Here is a 17,715-nt window from a genome sequence, read left to right as displayed (position 1 = left end):
TGTCTACCAGCCCTGCAAAAAAAGAGACAAGGAATCCAACCGTGGATGCATCGACTTCTCAACGCTACACCGCCCGGGCCAGATGGCTGCACTGGCTCATGGCCATTCTGATCGTGCTGGCGTACACCCTGATTCTGAGCCGCACTCAGTTCGGCAAGGGCTCGGAATATCGGTTGCTGGTTGTGCAGAGCCACTTCTGGGTCGGCATTCTGATTCTGATCATGGCGTTTTTCCGTGTCGCCGAGCGTCGACGTCATCGTCCGCCCGGCATTACACCGCCGCTTGAAGGGGCGTTGCGCATCGTCGCAACCGTCACCCATTACGCGCTGTATGCGTTCCTGTTTGCCCAGCCTCTACTGGGGCTGTTGACGGTGATGGTGGAAAAAGGCGCGCTGCCCATCCCTCTTACCGACCTGCAGATTCCCTGGCCGCTGGCCACCTCGGACCGCCTGGCCGAGACGTTCGAAGACGTGCACAAGTTGCTGGGCTCGATCTTCTACTATGTCATCGGCCTGCATGTGCTCGCCGCGCTCTGGCACCATCTTGTGCGCAAGGACAACACCCTCAAGCGCATGCTGTAACTCAGGACGCCGAAAGAACCCGGGCAAGCGTGGCCTTCACCTTGCCCATCCCCTCGCGCAGGGCCTGTTCGATTTCCGCCATGGTAATGACGGTCGTCGACTTGCCCGCTGCCGGGTTGACCACCAGCGCCAGGCAGGCGTATTCAAGTTCCAGCTCTCGAGCCAGCGCGGCCTCGGGCATGCCGGTCATGCCGACAATGTCGCAGCCATCACGCTCGAGGCGGATGATTTCGGCAACAGTTTCCAGACGCGGTCCCTGAGTGCAGGCATAGACACCACGGTCGGAGAACGCGCATCCCTCGGCGGCCAACGCAGCAATCAGCCGGGCACGCAGCGCTTCGCTGTATGGATAACTGAAGTCGATGTGCGTGACCTCTTCCAGGTCATCGGCGAAGAACGTGTGCTGACGACCGCTGGTGTAGTCGACCAGATCATGCGGCACACAGAAATGCCCGGTGCCCATGGCGGGATGAATGCCACCGACTGCGTTGACCGCAAGAATCGCTTCGGCACCCGCCTGCTTCAGTGCCCAGATATTGGCCCGGTAGTTGACCTGATGCGGCGGCAAGCGGTGCGGGTGGCCGTGGCGCGCCAGAAACATCACTTCGCGACCGGCATAGTCGCCGATATGGATTTCGCCGGAAGGTGCGCCATAAGGGGTGTTCATCGGCAGGGATTGCCGAATGCTCAGGCCCTCGAGCTGGGTCAGGCCAGTACCGCCAATAATCGCGTAAACAGTCATCGCAAATCCTTAATCGATCAGTTGAGCAGCACGTAGAGCCTGGAGCGCGGCCTGCCAGCGCGGGTGTTGCCGATAGTCAGTACTGGCAGACGCCTGACCGCGCATGCGCGCGATACGTGGCGAAGGCTTGACCTTCAAGCGCTGCGCAGCGCCAAGCGCAAGCTCTGCGGCCGCCCGGTCGTTGCACACCAGGCCCATGTCGCATCCGGCTGTCAGCGCCGCCTCGATACGGCTGGCCGCATCGCCGACGACATGAGCGCCGGCCATCGACAGGTCGTCACTGAAAATAACACCGTCAAATTGCAGTTCGTCGCGCAGAATGTCCTGCAACCAGCGCTTTGAAAAGCCGGCGGGCTGCGAATCGACTTTCGGGTAAATGACATGAGCTGGCATCACTGCGGCCAGCTGTTGACTCAGGCGTGCAAACGGCACCAGATCACTGGCGCGGATCTCTTCCAGGCTGCGTTCGTCATTCGGGATAGCCACATGAGAGTCGGCCTCAGCCCAGCCGTGGCCAGGGAAATGCTTGCCGGTGGCAGCCATGCCGGCAGCGTTCATCCCACGAATGAACGCCCCTGCCAGCAACGCCGCGCGCTGCGGATCGCCTTCGAACGAACGCGTGCCGACCACAGCGCTGCGCTGGTAGTCGAGGTCCAGTACCGGGGCAAAACTCAGGTCCAGCCCGACCGCCAGCACTTCGGTCGCCATCAGCCAGCCACAGTGTTCGGCGAGAAGCTCGGCTTCAGGCTTGTCGGCGATCGAGCGCATAGGCGGCAAGCGTACGAAACCCTCACGCAGACGCTGCACCCTGCCGCCCTCCTGATCGACGGCCAGCAGCAGGTCCGGGCGCACGGCACGAATAGCCGCACTCAACTCACGAACCTGACGGGGATGCTCGATGTTTCGGGCAAAGATGATCAAACCGCCCACTTCGGGCTGACGCAAAAACTGACGGTCTTCGCTGGTCAGCCAGGTGCCGGCGACATCGACCATCAGGGAGCCTTGCAGGCCAGAACTCATAGAAAAACCCTTACACACCAGTGCTCGTTCACAATCCGGGCATGGTGCTTGATCCTGAAGCCCGACGCAATCCGACACGCCGGTGCAGCCTGATTCAGAGCAGGCTGATTAACGGCAGAGGCTTCAGGCCTTGGCGACCGCAGGTGTGCTGGTGCTGCTTTTGGTCCGCGGCCTGAGTTGGGCGGCGATCATCGCGGGGTCGCTGACGCCGGTGTCAGCGCGCATGCCAGCGGCCAGAAACGGCACCATCAGGCGCATGACCTGCTCGATGGAGGTATTGACGCCGAAATCGGTCTCGGCAATGGCGCGCAGGGCCTTGATCCCGGACATGCTGAACGCGGCAGCACCGAGCATGAAGTGCACACGCCAGAACAGCTCGATGGGCGGAATGCGCGGGGCCGCTTCGTTGACCAGCGTCATGTAGCGACGGAACACCTTGCCGTACATGTCTTCGAGGTAGCGGCGCAGGTGGCCCTGGCTCTGACTGAAGGCAAGCCCCAGCAAGCGCATGAAAATCGACAGGTCGTTACCGCTGCGCGGCTGCACCACAAGTGCCTGCTCGACGAGAATCTCCAGCAGTTCCTCAAGGCTTGGCTTGTGTTCGGGTTTTGCCTGGCGACGCTCCAGTTCGCGATCGAGGCTGATGCAGAACGGTCCCAGAAAACGCGAGAACACGGCCTGAATCAACGCCTTCTTCGAGCCGAAGTGATAATTCACCGCAGCCAGGTTGACCGACGCCTTGCTGGTGATAAGACGCAAGGACGTTTCGGCAAAGCCTTTCTCTGCAAACAACTGCTCTGCAGCATCAAGAATGCGTTCAACGGTTTCTGACTGGGCCATGGCTCTCTGCCTAACAAACGAACGTTTGAAACATACGTATCAAACGCCTCGATTGTCAAGCCAGGCCGTTCATTTTGTGGCCGAACAGTCACGCTAATGGATGTTAAATGACAAAACGTGAATATTGCTGCGGTTTTTGACGAGAGGCGCTGTCTGGGTTGACCACCGTCCGGCGACGAAAATGAAATGGATGATTGCCAACGCGCCTTCACTGTATATAATCCCAGTCACTGTATAAAAAGCCAGAGCGCCCCTCATGATCAAACTGACGCCACGCCAGGCTGAAATCCTGGGTTTCATCAAACGCTGCCTGGAAGACAACGGGTTCCCGCCGACACGTGCGGAAATCGCTCAGGAGCTGGGCTTCAAGTCGCCCAACGCGGCGGAAGAGCACCTCAAGGCCCTGGCCCGTAAAGGCGCCATCGAAATGACTCCGGGTGCTTCACGCGGCATTCGCATCCCCGGCTTCGAAGCGCGGCCGGATGACAGCAGCCTGCCAGTCATCGGCCGCGTTGCAGCAGGTGCACCGATCCTGGCCCAGCAACACATCGAAGAGTCCTGCAACATCAACCCCTCCTTCTTCCACCCCAGCGCCAACTACCTGTTGCGCGTTCATGGCATGAGCATGAAGGACGTCGGCATTCTGGATGGCGATCTGCTCGCCGTGCACACCACACGCGAGGCCCGCAACGGCCAGATCGTGGTGGCCCGGATAGGCGATGAAGTGACCGTCAAGCGTTTCAAGCGTGAAGGCAGCAAGGTCTGGCTGCTGGCGGAGAACCCTGATTTCGCACCCATCGAGGTCGATCTCAAGGATCAGGAACTGGTGATCGAAGGTTTGAGCGTCGGCGTCATTCGCCGCTAAGGAGACGTTATGCAGTTCCATCAAGCACCGCATTCGCAATTGCCGTTGTTCGAGGCATTTCTGGCGCAGCCCATCGCCCCACTGCTCACAGATGCAGTCGAAACGCCGTGGAGCGATGAGCCAGAGCCCTTCAGTGAACTGTCATTGCGCGGCGCCGCCGGGAACTGCCTCAATCTTCTTGCGCCCATCCTTCGGGAACTGAGCGAGGAGCTGGATGCACGCTGGCTGACACTGATCGCACCGCCATCCAGCCTGACGCAGACATGGCTGCGCGATGCGGGACTCAACAGGGAGCGGATTCTGCTGCTGCAGCCACGCGGCGCACAAAGCGTACTGGAGCTGACTCGCGAAGCACTTCGACTGGGCCGTAGTCATACGGTGGTGAGCTGGATCAACCCGCTGGGCGCCATAGCGCGTCAGCAATTGATCAGTGCAGCAAAAATCGGGGAAGCACAGAGCCTGAACATCCGGCTGGGCTGAAGCCCAGTCGTCGATCAGTGCAGAACGTGTGGCACATCATCCTTTTCGATTTCGCCTTCAGCCAGGCGGCCAGCCATCTGCACACCCACACTCAACATGGCTTTGGCGACTTCGACATGCTGACCTTGCATGAACGCCTTGGCATCCGCAGAGAAATCAAGCGTTACCAGGGAACCCTCGTCATCGGCACGACGCAGCTCGATACGTCCGTCAGGTAGTTCGACAATTTCCAGGAAAGAGGTAGGCATTGGTACAGTTACTCCGCGATAAGCCGGCATTGTAACAGCCTGCCAGCCCTTACTTCATTGGTTTTCAGCACTCGCTCAGGCCTTCACGAAAACGGATGGCCAACCCTTTGAGTTGTTGACGCCAATTTTCTAGCTCTTCACGTGAGAGTTCAGACTCCGGCTCGGCGTCCAGGTTCACTGCCTGTATCATCGGCTGCGTAACATCACCCTTGAGCTTTTTCGGCGCACGTGGTGGCTCATACAGCGCGTTATAGGCCGCCAGCAATTGCGCAAGCCACGTCTGGCGATTCTGGGCGAGCTCTACCAGCTCGGCCATTTCGGGAATGGCGATGGCGTTCAGCACTTCCTGCGTCAACAATTCTTCCGCACGACGCGCACCGGCTTGCGGCAGACGGTAGTAGCCCGCGATCTCGTGGCACAGGCCCAGCAGCGCACCATACAGATGAAACAGCGCGGACTCGCGCTCTGCCTGCAACAACGCAGGAGAGTTCACCGCCTGCCCCTTCTCCGCCCTCCCCAACGCTTCGAGCGAGAGCCCTGCGAAATAGAGTTTCTGGTTGGTACGGGTATAGAGCTCATGAGCCATGGCGACACTCTCCACAACGATGGGATAGAGAACAGCATAGCCTGCGGGGACTGGACAGTCCGGCGAAACAGGCGGATGCCTATCGAAAACAGCGCCCGACTCTCTTGAGCCGGGCGCTTGCGATCAACGCTTGTCTTCAACCTTCCAGGCGCTGCCGTCGTAGAACGCACGCCAGCCGGTAGGCTTGCCCTCTACTTCGGTCTGGACGTATTGCTCTTTGGTCTTGCGGCTGTAGCGGATCACTGCTGGACGACCGTCCGGATCCTTCTTCGGCGCTTCGCAAAGGAAGTGATACTTGGGATCGATTTCGTCCTTGTGCGGGGCGATCTCGATGACCAGCGGTGCGCGGGTTTCGCGATTCTTCGGGAACTGGCTGGCGGCCAGGAACAGACCCGAAGCACCATCACGCAGGATGTAGGTATCGTCAACCTTGTCGCACTTGAGCTCCGGCATTTTCACCGGGTCCATCTTCGGCGGCGCCGCGTCACCGCTTTTCAGCAGTTTGCGGGTGTTCTTGCAGTCCGGGTTGGTGCAGCCGAAGAACTTGCCGAAACGGCCGGTCTTGAGCTGCATCTCGCTGCCGCACTTGTCACACTCCAGGCTAGGACCTTCGTAGCCCTTGATGCGGTAAGTGCCTTCCTCGATCTCGTAGCCGGTGCAATCGGGGTTGTTGCCGCAGATATGCAGCTTGTGCTTCTCATCCAGCAGGTAGGCATCCATCGCAGTACTGCAGATCGGGCAACGATGCTTGCCGCGCAGAACCCGCGACTCGGACTCACCCTCATCATCGTCGGCAATTTCGTCGCCGGGAGTCAGATTGACGGTCGCCTTGCAGCGCTCCTTGGGCGGCAGGCTGTAACCGGAACACCCCAGGAAAACGCCCGTCGAGGCGGTACGGATCTGCATCGGACGGCCGCACACCTTGCACGGGATATCGGTCATCACCGGCTGGTTGGCGCGCATGCCGCCATCGGCAGCCTCGGCCACGTCGAGCTTTTTACGGAAATCGCCGTAGAACTCGTCCAGTACGTTTTTCCAGTCGCGCTCACCCTGAGCAACGTCGTCGAGGTTTTCTTCCATCCCGGCGGTAAAGCCATAATCCATCAGGTTGGAAAAGCTTTCGGACAGACGTCCGGTGACGATGTCGCCCATCTTTTCCGAGTAGAAGCGGCGGTTATGCAACGCCACGTAGCCACGGTCCTGGATGGTCGAGATGATCGCTGCGTAGGTCGACGGACGGCCGATGCCACGCTTTTCCATCTCCTTGACCAGGCTCGCTTCCGAGTAACGCGCAGGCGGCTTGGTGAAGTGCTGACTTGGGTCGAGCTTGTTCAGTTTCAGGGTTTCACCCTGCGCCATGTCCGGCAAAACATCGTCATCGCCCGGCTTGGCCATCTGCGGCAACGCACGGGTGTAGCCGTCGAATTTCAGGATGCGGCCCTTGGCGCGCAGCTCGAAGTCGCTCGCGGCGACCGTGACAGTGGTCGACAGGTATTGCGCAGGCAGCATCTGGCAGGCCACGAACTGACGCCAGATCAACTCGTAAAGACGTTCGGCGTCACGCTCCATCCCTGCCAGTTTGCTCGGATGAGTGTTGACGTCGGAAGGACGAATCGCTTCGTGCGCTTCCTGCGCGCCTTCCTTGCTGCTGTAAACGTTGGGCGACTCCGGCAGGTACTTCTTGCCGAACTCGGTTTCGATGTAGTCACGCGCCATACTGACTGCGTCAGCCGACAGGTTGGTAGAGTCAGTACGCATGTAAGTGATGTAGCCCGCTTCGTACAAGCGCTGCGCCATCATCATGGTTTTCTTTACGCCGAAGCCCAGACGATTGCTCGCCGCCTGCTGCAGGGTCGAAGTGATGAACGGTGCCGATGGCTTGCTGCTGGTCGGCTTGTCTTCACGCTTGACGATGCTATAGCTGGACGCCTTGAGCTTTTCAAGGGCGGCCATGGCCTGGGTTTCATTCAGCGGCTTGAATGCTTCGCCGTTTTCCCGCGCCACTTCGAAACGCACATTGGCGCCCTTCGCGGTGCCCAGATCGGCGTGGATCTCCCAGTACTCTTCAGGGTTGAACGCACGGATTTCACGCTCGCGCTCGACCACCAGCTTTACTGCGACCGACTGCACACGTCCGGCGGACAAGCCTCGGGCAACTTTCTGCCAGAGCAGCGGCGAGACCATGTAGCCGACGACGCGGTCGAGGAAGCGGCGCGCCTGCTGGGCGTTGACCCGGGCGATGTCCAGTTCGCCAGGCTTGGAAAACGCTTCCTGAATGGCTTTCTTGGTGATCTCGTTGAACACCACGCGCTTGTAGCGGCTGTCATCACCACCGATGGCTTCGCGCAGGTGCCAGGCAATGGCTTCCCCTTCGCGGTCCAAGTCCGTCGCGAGATAGATGATGTCGGCATCCTTGGCGAGCTTGCGCAGCTCTTCAATGACCTTTTCCTTGCCAGGGAGGATCTCGTACTTGGCTTTCCAGCCGTGTTCCGGATCGACTCCCATGCGTGAGACCAGCTGGCGTTGCGCCTTTTCTTTCGGCGTCAGTACCGGGCCTTCGCCCGCAGCAGCCTTGCCACGCTTGGCGGCAGGATCTTTGGCGGCACTAGCCGAACCGCTGGTGGGCAGGTCTCGGATATGGCCGATACTCGACTTCACCACGTACTGGTTGCCCAAATACTTGTTGATGGTCTTGGCCTTAGCCGGGGATTCCACGATGACCAGCGATTTGCCCATGGATCAGAAAATTCCTGAATACTAGATGAAAGACAGTGAGGAGCTTGTAAAGGCCACGCTATATATAGTGGCTACAAGGTGAGGTCAAGCACAGCCTGTTGTGCAATCCCCTCTCATGTTCGGGAAAACAGGCTGGGTTCAGCCTCAACCAGAGCAAAGCGCGGGACGTGCTCGCCGTCAACCTCGACCGACTCGAGAAACATGTCCAAGGGACGTACCCACATCCCGAAATCGCCGTACAAAGCCTGATAAAACACGACCTCCTCTTCGGTTTCGGAATGTTTTGCAACGCTGAAAACCCGGTAGTGCGGGCCCTTGTAATGGCGATAGAGCCCTGGTTGCAGCTGCATGTTGCGGTCCCCTTTGTAACACGTCCAAAAAAATTGCCTGAAACCATTTTTTCAAAAAACAAAAGCCGGGGCACCAAGCCCCGGCTCGCATCACACTCGGGAAGTCAGACGCGTTCGAAAACGGTCGCGATACCCTGACCCAGACCAATACACATGGTCGACACACCGAAGGTGCCGCCATTTTGCTTCATGACGTTGAGCAAAGTGCCGGAGATGCGTGCACCGGAACACCCGAAAGGATGCCCCAGAGCGATGGCGCCGCCGTGCAGGTTAACCTTCTCGTTCATCTTGTCGAGCACTTTCAAATCTTTCAACACCGGCAGGGCCTGTGCAGCGAAGGCTTCGTTGAGCTCGAAGAAGTCGATATCGGCAATACTCAGACCGGCGCGCTTGAGCGCTTTCTGGGTCGCCGGAACCGGACCATAGCCCATGATTGCGGGGTCGACACCGGCCACGGCCATCGAGCGGATCACCGCCATGGGCTGGATACCGAGGTCCTGGGCACGCTGGGCCGACATGACGATCATGCACGACGCACCGTCAGTGATCTGCGAGGACGTACCGGCGGTCACGGTGCCACCTTTTGGATTGAAGGCAGGCTTGAGTGCCGCCAGACTTTCCAGAGTAGTGTCCGGACGGATGGTCTCATCGTAGTCGAAGACTTTGAGGAAGCCATTTTCGTCATAACCCTGCATCGGGATGATCTCGTCCTTGAACTTGCCTTCCAGCGTCGCCTTGTGAGCCAGCTGGTGGGAACGCAGACCGAAAGCGTCCTGCTGCTCGCGGGTGATGCCGTGCATTTTCCCGAGCATTTCAGCGGTCAGGCCCATCATGCCGGAGGCTTTGGCGGCGTGCAGGGACATGTGCGGGTTAGGGTCAACGCCATGCATCATGCTGACATGGCCCATGTGCTCGACACCGCCGATGACGAACACGTCACCGTTGTTGGTCATGATTGCCTGAGCAGCGGTGTGCAGTGCGCTCATGGACGAACCACAAAGACGGCTTACCGTCTGCGCGGCCGAGGTGTGCGGGATCTGGGTCAGCAATGACGCCATACGCGCGATGTTCCAGCCCTGCTCCAGGGTCTGGTTGACGCAGCCCCAGATCACGTCCTCGACTTCAGCCGGGTCAACCTTGTTGTTGCGCTCGAGCAATTTGCTGATCAGGTGCGCGGACATATCTTCGGCGCGGGTGTTGCGGTGCATACCGCCCTTGGAGCGGCCCATCGGGGTGCGACCGAAGTCGACAATCACGACGTCTCTTGGATTAAGGCTCATTGGTTCATTCCTCGGAAGACGCTTGACCGAAGAAGCTCTGGCCATTGGCGGCCATCTCACGCAGCTTCGCGGTCGGTTGATACAGGGCACCCAGTTCGGCGTATTGGTCAGCCAGGGCAACGAATTCGGCAACACCGATGGAATCGATGTAGCGCAGCGCGCCGCCACGGAACGGAGGGAAACCGATGCCGTAGATCAGGCCCATGTCAGCCTCGGCAGCGGTTTCGACAATGCCGTCTTCCAGGCAGCGGACCGTTTCCAGGCAAAGCGGGATCATCATCCAGTTGACGATGCCTTCATCGCTGACTTCGCGCTGTTCGTAGACAATCGGCTTGAGCACATCCAGCACCGCCGGGTCGTTGACCTTCTTGGGCTTGCCCTTCTTGTCGGTCTCGTAGGCGTAGAAACCCTTGCCGTTCTTCTGCCCGAGGCGCTTGGCTTCGTACAGCGCGTCGATCGCAGAGCGACGATCGTCCTTCATGCGATCAGGGAAGCCTTCGGCCATGACATCACGACCATGGTGGCCGGTGTCGATACCGACTACGTCCATCAGGTAGGCAGGGCCCATCGGCCAGCCGAATTTCTCCATGACCTTGTCGATGCGCACAAAATCCACGCCCGCACTGACCAGTCTGGCGAAGCCGCCGAAATACGGGAACAGCACGCGGTTGACCAGAAAGCCCGGGCAGTCGTTGACCACGATCGGGTTCTTGCCCATTTTCTTGGCATAGGCAACAGTCGTGGCGACTGCTTCTTCACTGGACTTCTCGCCACGGATCACTTCCACCAGCGGCATCATGTGCACAGGGTTGAAGAAGTGCATGCCGACGAAGTTTTCCGGGCGCTTGAGGGCCTGGGCCAGCAGACTGATCGAAATGGTCGAGGTGTTGGACGCCAGAATGGTGTTCTCACCCACGTTGGCTTCGACTTCGGCCAGTACCGCCTGCTTGACCTTGGGGTTCTCGACGACCGCTTCCACTACCAGATCGACGTTGCCGAAATCGCCGTAGGACAGCGTAGGACGAATGGCGTTAAGCGCTTCGGCCATCTTCGCAGCGGTCAGACGACCTTTCTCGAGGCGACCGCCAAGCAGTTTGGACGCTTCGTTCAGACCCAGTTGAATGGCTTCTTCGCGGATATCCTTCATCAGGATCGGCGTGCCTTTGACTGCCGACTGATAGGCAATGCCGCCGCCCATGATGCCGGCGCCCAGTACGGCAGCCTGCTTCACGTCCTTGGCGATCCTGTCGTAGCCCTTGGCTTTCTTTTTCAGTTCCTGATCGTTCAGGAACAGGCCGATCAGACTCTGCGCGGCAGAAGTCTTGGCCATTTTAACGAAACCGGCGGCTTCGATCTCCAGCGCCTTGTCACGACCGAAGTTGGCGGCTTTCTGGATGGTCTTGATAGCTTCGACAGGGGCCGGATAGTTCGGGCCGGCCTGACCTGCGACGAAGCCCTTGGCGGTTTCGAATGCCATCATCTGTTCGATGGCATTGAGCTTGAGCTTGTCCAGCTTCGGCTGGCGCTTGGCCTTGTAATCGAACTCGCCGGAAATGGCGCGCTGGATCAAATCAAGGGCAGCAGCCTGCAGCTTGTCGGGCGCTACCACCGCGTCCACGGCACCGACCTTGAGAGCATCTTCCGCAGCGTTTTCCTTGCCCGAGGCAATCCACTCGATTGCATTGTCAGCGCCGATGATGCGTGGCAGACGCACGGTGCCGCCGAAACCCGGGTACAGGCCCAGCTTGACCTCGGGGAGACCGACACGAGCGCTGCTGGCGATGACTCGATAGTCTGCGGCCAGGCACATTTCCAGACCGCCGCCCAGCGCGATTCCGTTGATTGCCACGACAGTCGGCACGTTCAGGTCTTCGAAATCACTGAAAATCCTGTTCGCTTCCAGATTGCCGGCGACCAGTTCAGCTTCCGGCAACTTGAAGTTTTCGACGAATTCGGTGATATCCGCGCCGACAATGAATACATCTTTGCCACTGGTGACAATCACGCCCTTGATCGACGCGTCAGCCTTGACCGCATCGACTGCCTGACGGAGCTCATTGAGGGTGAGACGGTTGAACTTGTTGACGGACTCACCCTTGAGGTCGAATTTCAATTCGACGATGCCACTTTCAAGAGCCTTAACCGTGATGGCTTTACCTTCGTAAATCATCAACTGATCTCCACAATATGGAAGCTGAACAATACCCGCCGGACCTCAATGTCCGACGGGGCTACGACGTCGCCGTCGATGAACACGCCAAATCACACGCTTACCGCCGCGACGTGGTAGTCGGGATTCTGTCAGAGCCCTCTGACGACCAAACGCTCATTTCATACGCCCGTTTGATTTGGGTACGCACACCATCAGGCATAACCACACGATTGTCAATTCGACAAAACGTCTGAAAATCGTCGTTTTAACAGGAGCATGCGCAGGCTTCATAATGCCCACGTAGACCTACGATCCTCCATCATTCGCACCAATGATAGTGGCCATTCGAATGCCCTGCAGCTGCCGCACGGGGCACGCCATAATACGCTGCCACGCAAGGCCTGGCGGGCATCTGCATGACGATAGCCACACCGCGTGACATTCGATAGGTACAGGGAAAAATCAGCCAGGAACGCACCGCACGAGGGCACGCGCAAAAAATATTTGCAGGAATCGCGACAAAAAGGAGCAAAAGGTCTAGAGTCGCAACACTGCGCCACAAGAGGCTCGCAATGCAGCTGATTTGCGGGTGCGCAACAGCGAAAGCCGACATGGCGGCGAAAGCCTGTCGGCACGCGACGAATTATCGGCCTGCCTGGCCAACCCCGGCCCGATGTTGTTATCGGGCTTTTTAATGCCTGCGATTCAGGGTCAGGCCAGCGCCTTGAGCACCGCGTCAATACGCTGTAACACTTCTGCCTCGCCCCGCTCGGCCCAGTAAACCGCAATCAACTGCCCGTCAGCCTCGACCTTGTAGGCATCCCCGGGCAGCGTTTGCAGATAAGGCAGCAGCTTTGCGTCTTCGCAAGGTTCGCGCCAGCGGTTGCGCCACACGCCCGGCTCGCTTTGCCAGTACACCCAGGCATCTGCATGCGAGCCCAGACGCGGACGATGGTACTGCGCGCAAGGACTGGGCGGCTCCTTGCTCAGCCAGTGCGGCCATTCCTGCGGGGTCAGTTGCATGCCCATGCCCAGGCGCCGCGCCTGCATGCGCAGCGCCATCCTGCCGCTCTGCTGACGTGAGGGACGTAACCATACCAGCGGACTCAGCATCACACCAATGATTGACAGGACTATCCAGAACGTCATATTTCTTGCCCCCACCCGATTTCAGGCTCTTTACAACATTCTTGAAAACAATGACTTGCACATGGGCCTGCCCAGATGCGAACGAAAGAGCCATACTCCCATCATTGCATTCTCCCGGAGGACACCCTCATGCCGTACGAACACATTCTGGTTGCCATCGACCTCACCGATGAGTGTGACCCGGTCATCCGTCGCGCCAGCAAGCTGGCCAAGGCCAGCGAGGCAAAATTGTCGGTCGTGCACATTGTCGAACCGATCGCGATGGCGTTCGGCGGCGACGTGCCGATGGACCTTTCACAGCTGCAACAGCAACAGATCGATCAGGCCCGGGATAAACTCGATAAGCTGAAACTCAAGTATCCGCAACTGGAGAACAGCGAAAGCCACATGGTGTTCGGCCAGCCCCGCCAGGAAATTCACAAGCTGGCCAAGAGCGAAGCGTGCGACCTGATCGTCGTCGGCAGCCATGGCCGTCACGGCCTGGCCCTGCTGCTCGGATCGACAGCCAACGACGTTCTGCACGGCGCACCCTGCGATGTGCTGGCAGTGAGCCTCAAGAAACCCGAGTAAGCTGGCCCGCTACAGCGAAAAGCCCGGTTAACCCGGGCTTTTGTGCATGTCAGGAACGCGCCGGGCGATTACTCGTCCAGCTCGGCCCAACGCTCCAGCAGCTTGTCCAGCTCGGCCTGCAGGTTTTCCAGCTGCGCCAGCACGGCCGCAGTCTGCTCTGCAGAGCGCTGGTAGAAGCCCGGCTCGGCCATTTCCGCATTCAGCGCGGCCATCTTGCCTTCCACTTCATCAATCTGCGCAGGCAACGCCTCCAGCTCGCGCTGAAGCTTGTAGCTGAGCTTCTTCTTCGCCACCGGCATGTCCTGAGCGGCAACCGGTGCGGCCTGCGCCACAGCGCTGGCCAGCTCGGCCTTGCCCGACTTGGTGTCGGCGACGCCCAGCAGACGCGGCGAACCGCCCTGACGCAACCAGTCCTGGTAACCCCCCACGTACTCGCGAACCTTGCCCTCGCCTTCGAACACCAGAGTACTGGTGACGACGTTGTCGAGGAATGCCCGGTCGTGACTGACCATCAGCACGGTGCCCTTGAAGGTCAGCAGAACCTCTTCAAGCAGCTCCAGGGTTTCGACGTCCAGGTCGTTGGTCGGTTCGTCGAGTACCAGCAGGTTGGCCGGCTTGCTGAACAGCTTGGCCAGCAACAGACGTGCACGCTCGCCACCGGACAGCGCCTTGACCGGTGTGCGGGCACGCTGCGGGCTGAACAGGAAGTCACCCAGGTAGCTCAGGACATGACGGCTCTGGCCATCGATATCGATGAAATCACGACCTTCGGCAACGTTATCGATCACGGTCTTTTCCAGATCGAGCTGGTGACGCAACTGGTCGAAATAGGCCACGTCCAGACGCGTACCGACTTCAACCTTGCCGGCAGTCGGCTGCAGATTGTCGAGCATCAGCTTGAGCAGCGTGGTCTTGCCGGTACCGTTGGCACCGAGCAGACCGATACGGTCTTCACGCTGCAGGACCATGGAAAAGTCCTTGATCAGGGTCTGCCCGCCCGGATGAGCGAAGCTGACGTTCTCAAGGATCATGACCTGCTTGCCGGATTTCTCGGCAGTGTCCAGCTGAATGTTGGCCTTGCCGGTGCGTTCACGGCGCTCGCTGCGCTCTACACGCAGCTCCTTGAGCGCCCGCACGCGACCTTCGTTACGGGTACGACGAGCCTTGATGCCCTGACGGATCCAGACTTCTTCCTGAGCCAGACGCTTGTCGAACAGTGCGTTGGCGGTCTCTTCGGCGGCCAGTGCAGCTTCCTTGTGAACCAGGAAGCTTGCGTAATCGCCGTTCCAGTCGATCAGGCCACCACGGTCCAGTTCGAGAATGCGGGTGGCGAGGTTTTGCAGGAATGCCCGGTCGTGCGTGATGAACAACACCGCACCCTGGAAATCCTTGAGGGCTTCTTCAAGCCAGGCGATGGCGCCGATGTCCAGGTGGTTGGTCGGTTCGTCGAGCAGCAGCAGGTCCGGTTCGGAAACCAGCGCCTGGGCCAGCAGGACGCGACGACGCCAGCCGCCGGACAATTCGGCGAGGGTCTTGTCGGCAGGCAACTGCAAGCGGCTCAGGGTGCTGTCGACCAGCTGCTGCAAGCGCCAGCCATCGCGGGCTTCGAGGTCCTGCTGAACATGCATCAGCTTGTTAAGGTCTTCCTCGGTGACGCAGTTCTGTGCCAGGTGATGATATTCAGCAAGCAAGGCACCGACGCCGTCCAGACCTTCGGCCACCACGTCGAACACGGTCCGTTCGTCGGCTACCGGCAATTCCTGGGGCAATTCACCGATCTTGAGGCCTGGCGCGCGCCAGACGGCGCCTTCATCAGGCTTCTGAACGCCTTTTACCAGCTTCAACATGCTGGATTTGCCTGTGCCGTTACGGCCGATGATGCACACCCGCTCACCACGGGCGATCTGCCAGGACACCTTGTCCAATAACGGCATGGCGCCGAAAGCAAGGGACACATCGCTGAATTTGAGCAGGGTCATGAGCTTCTCCAAAAACCGGGCGCGCATTCTACCTGAGATAGCAGGCGGATGTCGGCATTCATGGCACCGCCCCGCGCCTCGACAAGACTTTATGACCGCCAATTATTTCCATATGAGACAAGCTCGTCGGCAATGCTTTCACCAAGAGCTGGCAAAAGGCTAAGCTAGCAATACTTTTCACCGACTCATCTGCTCGGAAGTCTCATGCGCAGTCGTTTGTTCAGCTTTTTATCGTGCCTGCTCCTCTCCGCCACCGCCGTCCAGACTGCTCATGCGGTAGACCTCAACCAACAACGCAAGTATTACGACGAAGCGAAGCGCGCACTGGCCAAGGGCGATTCAGGCCCCTACCAGATGTACGCCACGGCCCTGGCCGACTATCCGCTGGAGCCTTACCTCGAATACGACGAACTGACAGCGCGCCTGAAAACGGCAAGCAATCCCGAGATCGAGAAGTTTCTTGCCGAACACGGCGACCTGCCGCAAGCCAACTGGATGAAGCTGCGCTGGTTGCGCTGGCTGGCCGAGCGTGGCGACTGGCAGACCTTCGTCAAGTATTACGACCCGAAGATGAAGTTCGTCGAGCTGGACTGCCTGTACGGGCAGTACCAGTTGAACAGCAACAAACGCGCCGAAGGCTTCGCCAGTGCCGAAAAGCTCTGGATGACCGGCAAGACATTACCCGCCGCCTGTGACGGTTTCTTTGCCCAGTGGGCGGCCGCTGGCCAGCTGACTGAACAGAAGCGCTGGCAGCGCGCCAAGCTGGCGGCGCAGACGCGCAATTACAGCCTGGCCAGCACGCTGGTCGACAGCCTTAACTCGCTGGCACCGCAAGGACGCCTGCTGCTGGCTGTCGCGCAGAAACCGGAGATGGTCAACAATCCGTCGCAATTTGCCCCGGTAGACGAAGCGATGTCCGACGTGGTCGGTCTCGGCCTGCGCCGGCTCGCCAAGCAGGACCCGCAGAAAGCCCTGTCGATGCTCGATGGCTATGCCGCGACCATGCATTTCTCCCGCGAAGAGCAGGTCGAGATTGCCAAGGAAATCGGTCTGACCCTGGCACGTCGTTATGACGACCGCGCGCTGGAGGTCATGACCAAATACGACCCTGAATTGCGTGACGACACCGTGACCGAATGGCGCCTGCGCCTGCTGCTGCGCCTGGGTCGCTGGGAGGACGCCTATGAGCTCGCGCGCCGACTGCCCAAGGACCTCGCAGCCACCAATCGCTGGCGCTACTGGGAAGCCCGTTCTCTGGAACTGGCGCAACCCAATAGCCCGCTGATTGCCGCGCTGTACAAGGATGTAGCCAAGGAACGTGACTTCTATGGGTTTCTGGCCGCCGACCGCACCCAGAGCCCGTACCAGCTCAACAACAAGCCGCTGGTGCTGAGCCAGGCACTGATCAACAAGGTGCGCAACACACCCGGCGTGCGTCGCGCACTGGAGTTTCATGACCGCGGCGAGATCGTCAATGGTCGACGAGAGTGGTATCACGTGAGCCGTCTGTTCAATCGTGACGAGATGGTTGCGCAGGCCAAGCTGGCCTACGACATGCAATGGTATTTCCCGGCAATCCGAACCATCAGCCAGGCGCAATACTGGGACGACCTGGATATTCGCTTCCCGATGGCGCACCGCGACACCCTGGTACGCGAAGCCAAGGTGCGTGGCCTGCATTCGAGCTGGGTGTTCGCCATCACGCGCCAGGAAAGCGCCTTCATGGACGATGCCCGCTCGGGCGTCGGTGCCAGCGGGCTGATGCAACTGATGCCTGCCACCGCCAAGGAGACCGCGCGCAAGTACAGCATCCCGCTGGCCTCGCCTCAGCAGGTGCTGGACCCGGACACCAACATTCAGCTGGGCGCCGCCTACCTGAGCTCAGTGCACGCGCAGTTCAACGGCAACCGTGTGCTAGCCTCAGCGGCCTATAACGCCGGGCCGGGGCGCGTACGCCAATGGCTCAAAGGCGCCAACCATCTGGCCTTCGATGTGTGGGTAGAGAGCATTCCGTTCGACGAAACCCGTCAGTACGTGCAGAACGTCTTGTCGTACTCGGTGATCTACGGCCAGAAACTCAACTCGCCGCAGCCTCTGGTGGACTGGCACGAGCGGTTTTTCGACGACCAGTGACCGG

The 17,715-nt window shown here is 59.5% G+C and carries 16 protein-coding genes; 5 read left to right on the top strand and 11 right to left on the bottom strand.

The window, feature by feature from the left end:
* Positions 1-41: 41 nt before the first annotated feature.
* Positions 42-581, top strand: a complete 540-nt coding sequence (locus JOE33_RS23290; protein WP_054992606.1) for a cytochrome b — start codon at positions 42-44, stop codon at positions 579-581.
* 1 nt (position 582) lies between these two features.
* Here the strand turns inward: JOE33_RS23290 and JOE33_RS23285 are convergent, their stop codons facing one another.
* The 3 genes from JOE33_RS23285 to psrA form a co-directional block, all read right to left on the bottom strand.
* Positions 583-1,323 carry an S-methyl-5'-thioinosine phosphorylase gene (locus JOE33_RS23285; RefSeq protein WP_187625400.1) on the bottom strand — a complete coding sequence of 247 codons (741 nt, stop codon included), beginning with the start codon at positions 1,321-1,323 and terminating at the stop codon, positions 583-585.
* Positions 1,324-1,332: 9 nt separating this feature from the next.
* Positions 1,333-2,343, bottom strand: coding sequence for a beta-N-acetylhexosaminidase (gene nagZ / locus JOE33_RS23280; protein WP_122590147.1), 1,011 nt, complete (start codon positions 2,341-2,343; stop codon positions 1,333-1,335).
* Positions 2,344-2,466: 123 nt separating this feature from the next.
* Complete coding sequence (gene psrA / locus JOE33_RS23275) at positions 2,467-3,183, bottom strand: transcriptional regulator PsrA (protein ID WP_003403692.1); 717 nt, start codon at positions 3,181-3,183, stop codon at positions 2,467-2,469.
* 256 nt (positions 3,184-3,439) lie between these two features.
* Here psrA and lexA point away from each other — a divergent pair, with 256 nt between their 5' ends.
* On the top strand, positions 3,440-4,048 hold the full coding sequence (lexA, locus tag JOE33_RS23270; protein ID WP_003315796.1) for a transcriptional repressor LexA: 609 nt from the start codon (positions 3,440-3,442) through the stop codon (positions 4,046-4,048).
* A 9-nt stretch (positions 4,049-4,057) separates the two neighbouring features.
* Positions 4,058-4,528, top strand: coding sequence for an SOS-induced cell division inhibitor SulA (gene sulA, locus JOE33_RS23265; protein ID WP_010430818.1), 471 nt, complete (start codon positions 4,058-4,060; stop codon positions 4,526-4,528).
* A 14-nt stretch (positions 4,529-4,542) separates the two neighbouring features.
* Here sulA and JOE33_RS23260 read toward each other — a convergent pair whose 3' ends face one another.
* The 7 genes from JOE33_RS23260 to JOE33_RS23230 all read right to left on the bottom strand — a co-directional run bounded on the left by JOE33_RS23260 (position 4,543) and on the right by JOE33_RS23230 (position 13,029).
* Positions 4,543-4,776 carry a hypothetical protein gene (locus JOE33_RS23260; protein ID WP_003315798.1) on the bottom strand — a complete coding sequence of 78 codons (234 nt, stop codon included), beginning with the start codon at positions 4,774-4,776 and terminating at the stop codon, positions 4,543-4,545.
* Between the two features lie 64 nt (positions 4,777-4,840).
* A complete protein-coding gene (locus tag JOE33_RS23255; protein ID WP_010430821.1) occupies positions 4,841-5,362 on the bottom strand; it encodes a DUF6586 family protein in 522 nt (173 codons plus the stop codon).
* Positions 5,363-5,485: 123 nt separating this feature from the next.
* Positions 5,486-8,098, bottom strand: coding sequence for a type I DNA topoisomerase (gene topA / locus JOE33_RS23250; protein WP_010430824.1), 2,613 nt, complete (start codon positions 8,096-8,098; stop codon positions 5,486-5,488).
* A gap of 113 nt (positions 8,099-8,211) precedes the next feature.
* Positions 8,212-8,448, bottom strand: a complete 237-nt coding sequence (locus JOE33_RS23245) for a DUF1653 domain-containing protein (protein WP_010430827.1) — start codon at positions 8,446-8,448, stop codon at positions 8,212-8,214.
* 104 nt (positions 8,449-8,552) lie between these two features.
* A complete protein-coding gene (gene fadA, locus JOE33_RS23240) occupies positions 8,553-9,728 on the bottom strand; it encodes an acetyl-CoA C-acyltransferase FadA (RefSeq protein ID WP_003370497.1) in 1,176 nt (391 codons plus the stop codon).
* Positions 9,729-9,732: 4 nt separating this feature from the next.
* Positions 9,733-11,898, bottom strand: coding sequence for a fatty acid oxidation complex subunit alpha FadB (fadB, locus tag JOE33_RS23235; protein ID WP_187625401.1), 2,166 nt, complete (start codon positions 11,896-11,898; stop codon positions 9,733-9,735).
* 693 nt (positions 11,899-12,591) lie between these two features.
* Positions 12,592-13,029 carry a hypothetical protein gene (locus JOE33_RS23230; RefSeq protein ID WP_187625402.1) on the bottom strand — a complete coding sequence of 146 codons (438 nt, stop codon included), beginning with the start codon at positions 13,027-13,029 and terminating at the stop codon, positions 12,592-12,594.
* 129 nt (positions 13,030-13,158) lie between these two features.
* On the opposite strand from JOE33_RS23230, the gene JOE33_RS23225 reads away from it, so the two are divergent.
* Positions 13,159-13,599, top strand: coding sequence for a universal stress protein (locus tag JOE33_RS23225; protein ID WP_010430840.1), 441 nt, complete (start codon positions 13,159-13,161; stop codon positions 13,597-13,599).
* Positions 13,600-13,667: 68 nt separating this feature from the next.
* Here the strand turns inward: JOE33_RS23225 and JOE33_RS23220 are convergent, their stop codons facing one another.
* A complete protein-coding gene (locus JOE33_RS23220; RefSeq protein ID WP_187625403.1) occupies positions 13,668-15,578 on the bottom strand; it encodes an ATP-binding cassette domain-containing protein in 1,911 nt (636 codons plus the stop codon).
* A gap of 204 nt (positions 15,579-15,782) precedes the next feature.
* On the opposite strand from JOE33_RS23220, the gene JOE33_RS23215 reads away from it, so the two are divergent.
* Positions 15,783-17,711: a transglycosylase SLT domain-containing protein gene (locus JOE33_RS23215; RefSeq protein ID WP_003412171.1), complete on the top strand. Its 1,929-nt coding sequence runs from the start codon at positions 15,783-15,785 to the stop codon at positions 17,709-17,711.
* Positions 17,712-17,715 lie beyond the last annotated feature (4 nt).

It is taken from the genome of Pseudomonas sp. PvP027, assembly GCF_017833005.1.
Taxonomy (GTDB): domain Bacteria; phylum Pseudomonadota; class Gammaproteobacteria; order Pseudomonadales; family Pseudomonadaceae; genus Aquipseudomonas; species Aquipseudomonas congelans.
Note: the sequence above shows the minus strand (reverse complement) of the source record. Positions and strands in the feature narration are given on the sequence as shown.

Excerpts from the sequence above, each read along its gene's own strand:
- JOE33_RS23255 (WP_010430821.1), bottom strand. The coding sequence starts at position 5,362 with ATGGCTCATGAGCTCTATACCCGTACCAACCAGAAACTCTATTTCGCA.
- JOE33_RS23230 (WP_187625402.1), bottom strand. The coding sequence starts at position 13,029 with ATGACGTTCTGGATAGTCCTGTCAATCATTGGTGTGATGCTGAGTCCG.
- psrA (WP_003403692.1), bottom strand. The coding sequence starts at position 3,183 with ATGGCCCAGTCAGAAACCGTTGAACGCATTCTTGATGCTGCAGAGCAG.
- JOE33_RS23225 (WP_010430840.1), top strand. The coding sequence starts at position 13,159 with ATGCCGTACGAACACATTCTGGTTGCCATCGACCTCACCGATGAGTGT.
- fadA (WP_003370497.1), bottom strand. The coding sequence starts at position 9,728 with ATGAGCCTTAATCCAAGAGACGTCGTGATTGTCGACTTCGGTCGCACC.
- JOE33_RS23215 (WP_003412171.1), top strand. The coding sequence starts at position 15,783 with ATGCGCAGTCGTTTGTTCAGCTTTTTATCGTGCCTGCTCCTCTCCGCC.
- sulA (WP_010430818.1), top strand. The coding sequence starts at position 4,058 with ATGCAGTTCCATCAAGCACCGCATTCGCAATTGCCGTTGTTCGAGGCA.
- JOE33_RS23285 (WP_187625400.1), bottom strand. The coding sequence starts at position 1,323 with ATGACTGTTTACGCGATTATTGGCGGTACTGGCCTGACCCAGCTCGAG.
- nagZ (WP_122590147.1), bottom strand. The coding sequence starts at position 2,343 with ATGAGTTCTGGCCTGCAAGGCTCCCTGATGGTCGATGTCGCCGGCACC.
- topA (WP_010430824.1), bottom strand. The coding sequence starts at position 8,098 with ATGGGCAAATCGCTGGTCATCGTGGAATCCCCGGCTAAGGCCAAGACC.
- JOE33_RS23245 (WP_010430827.1), bottom strand. The coding sequence starts at position 8,448 with ATGCAGCTGCAACCAGGGCTCTATCGCCATTACAAGGGCCCGCACTAC.
- lexA (WP_003315796.1), top strand. The coding sequence starts at position 3,440 with ATGATCAAACTGACGCCACGCCAGGCTGAAATCCTGGGTTTCATCAAA.
- fadB (WP_187625401.1), bottom strand. The coding sequence starts at position 11,898 with ATGATTTACGAAGGTAAAGCCATCACGGTTAAGGCTCTTGAAAGTGGC.
- JOE33_RS23220 (WP_187625403.1), bottom strand. The coding sequence starts at position 15,578 with ATGACCCTGCTCAAATTCAGCGATGTGTCCCTTGCTTTCGGCGCCATG.
- JOE33_RS23260 (WP_003315798.1), bottom strand. The coding sequence starts at position 4,776 with ATGCCTACCTCTTTCCTGGAAATTGTCGAACTACCTGACGGACGTATC.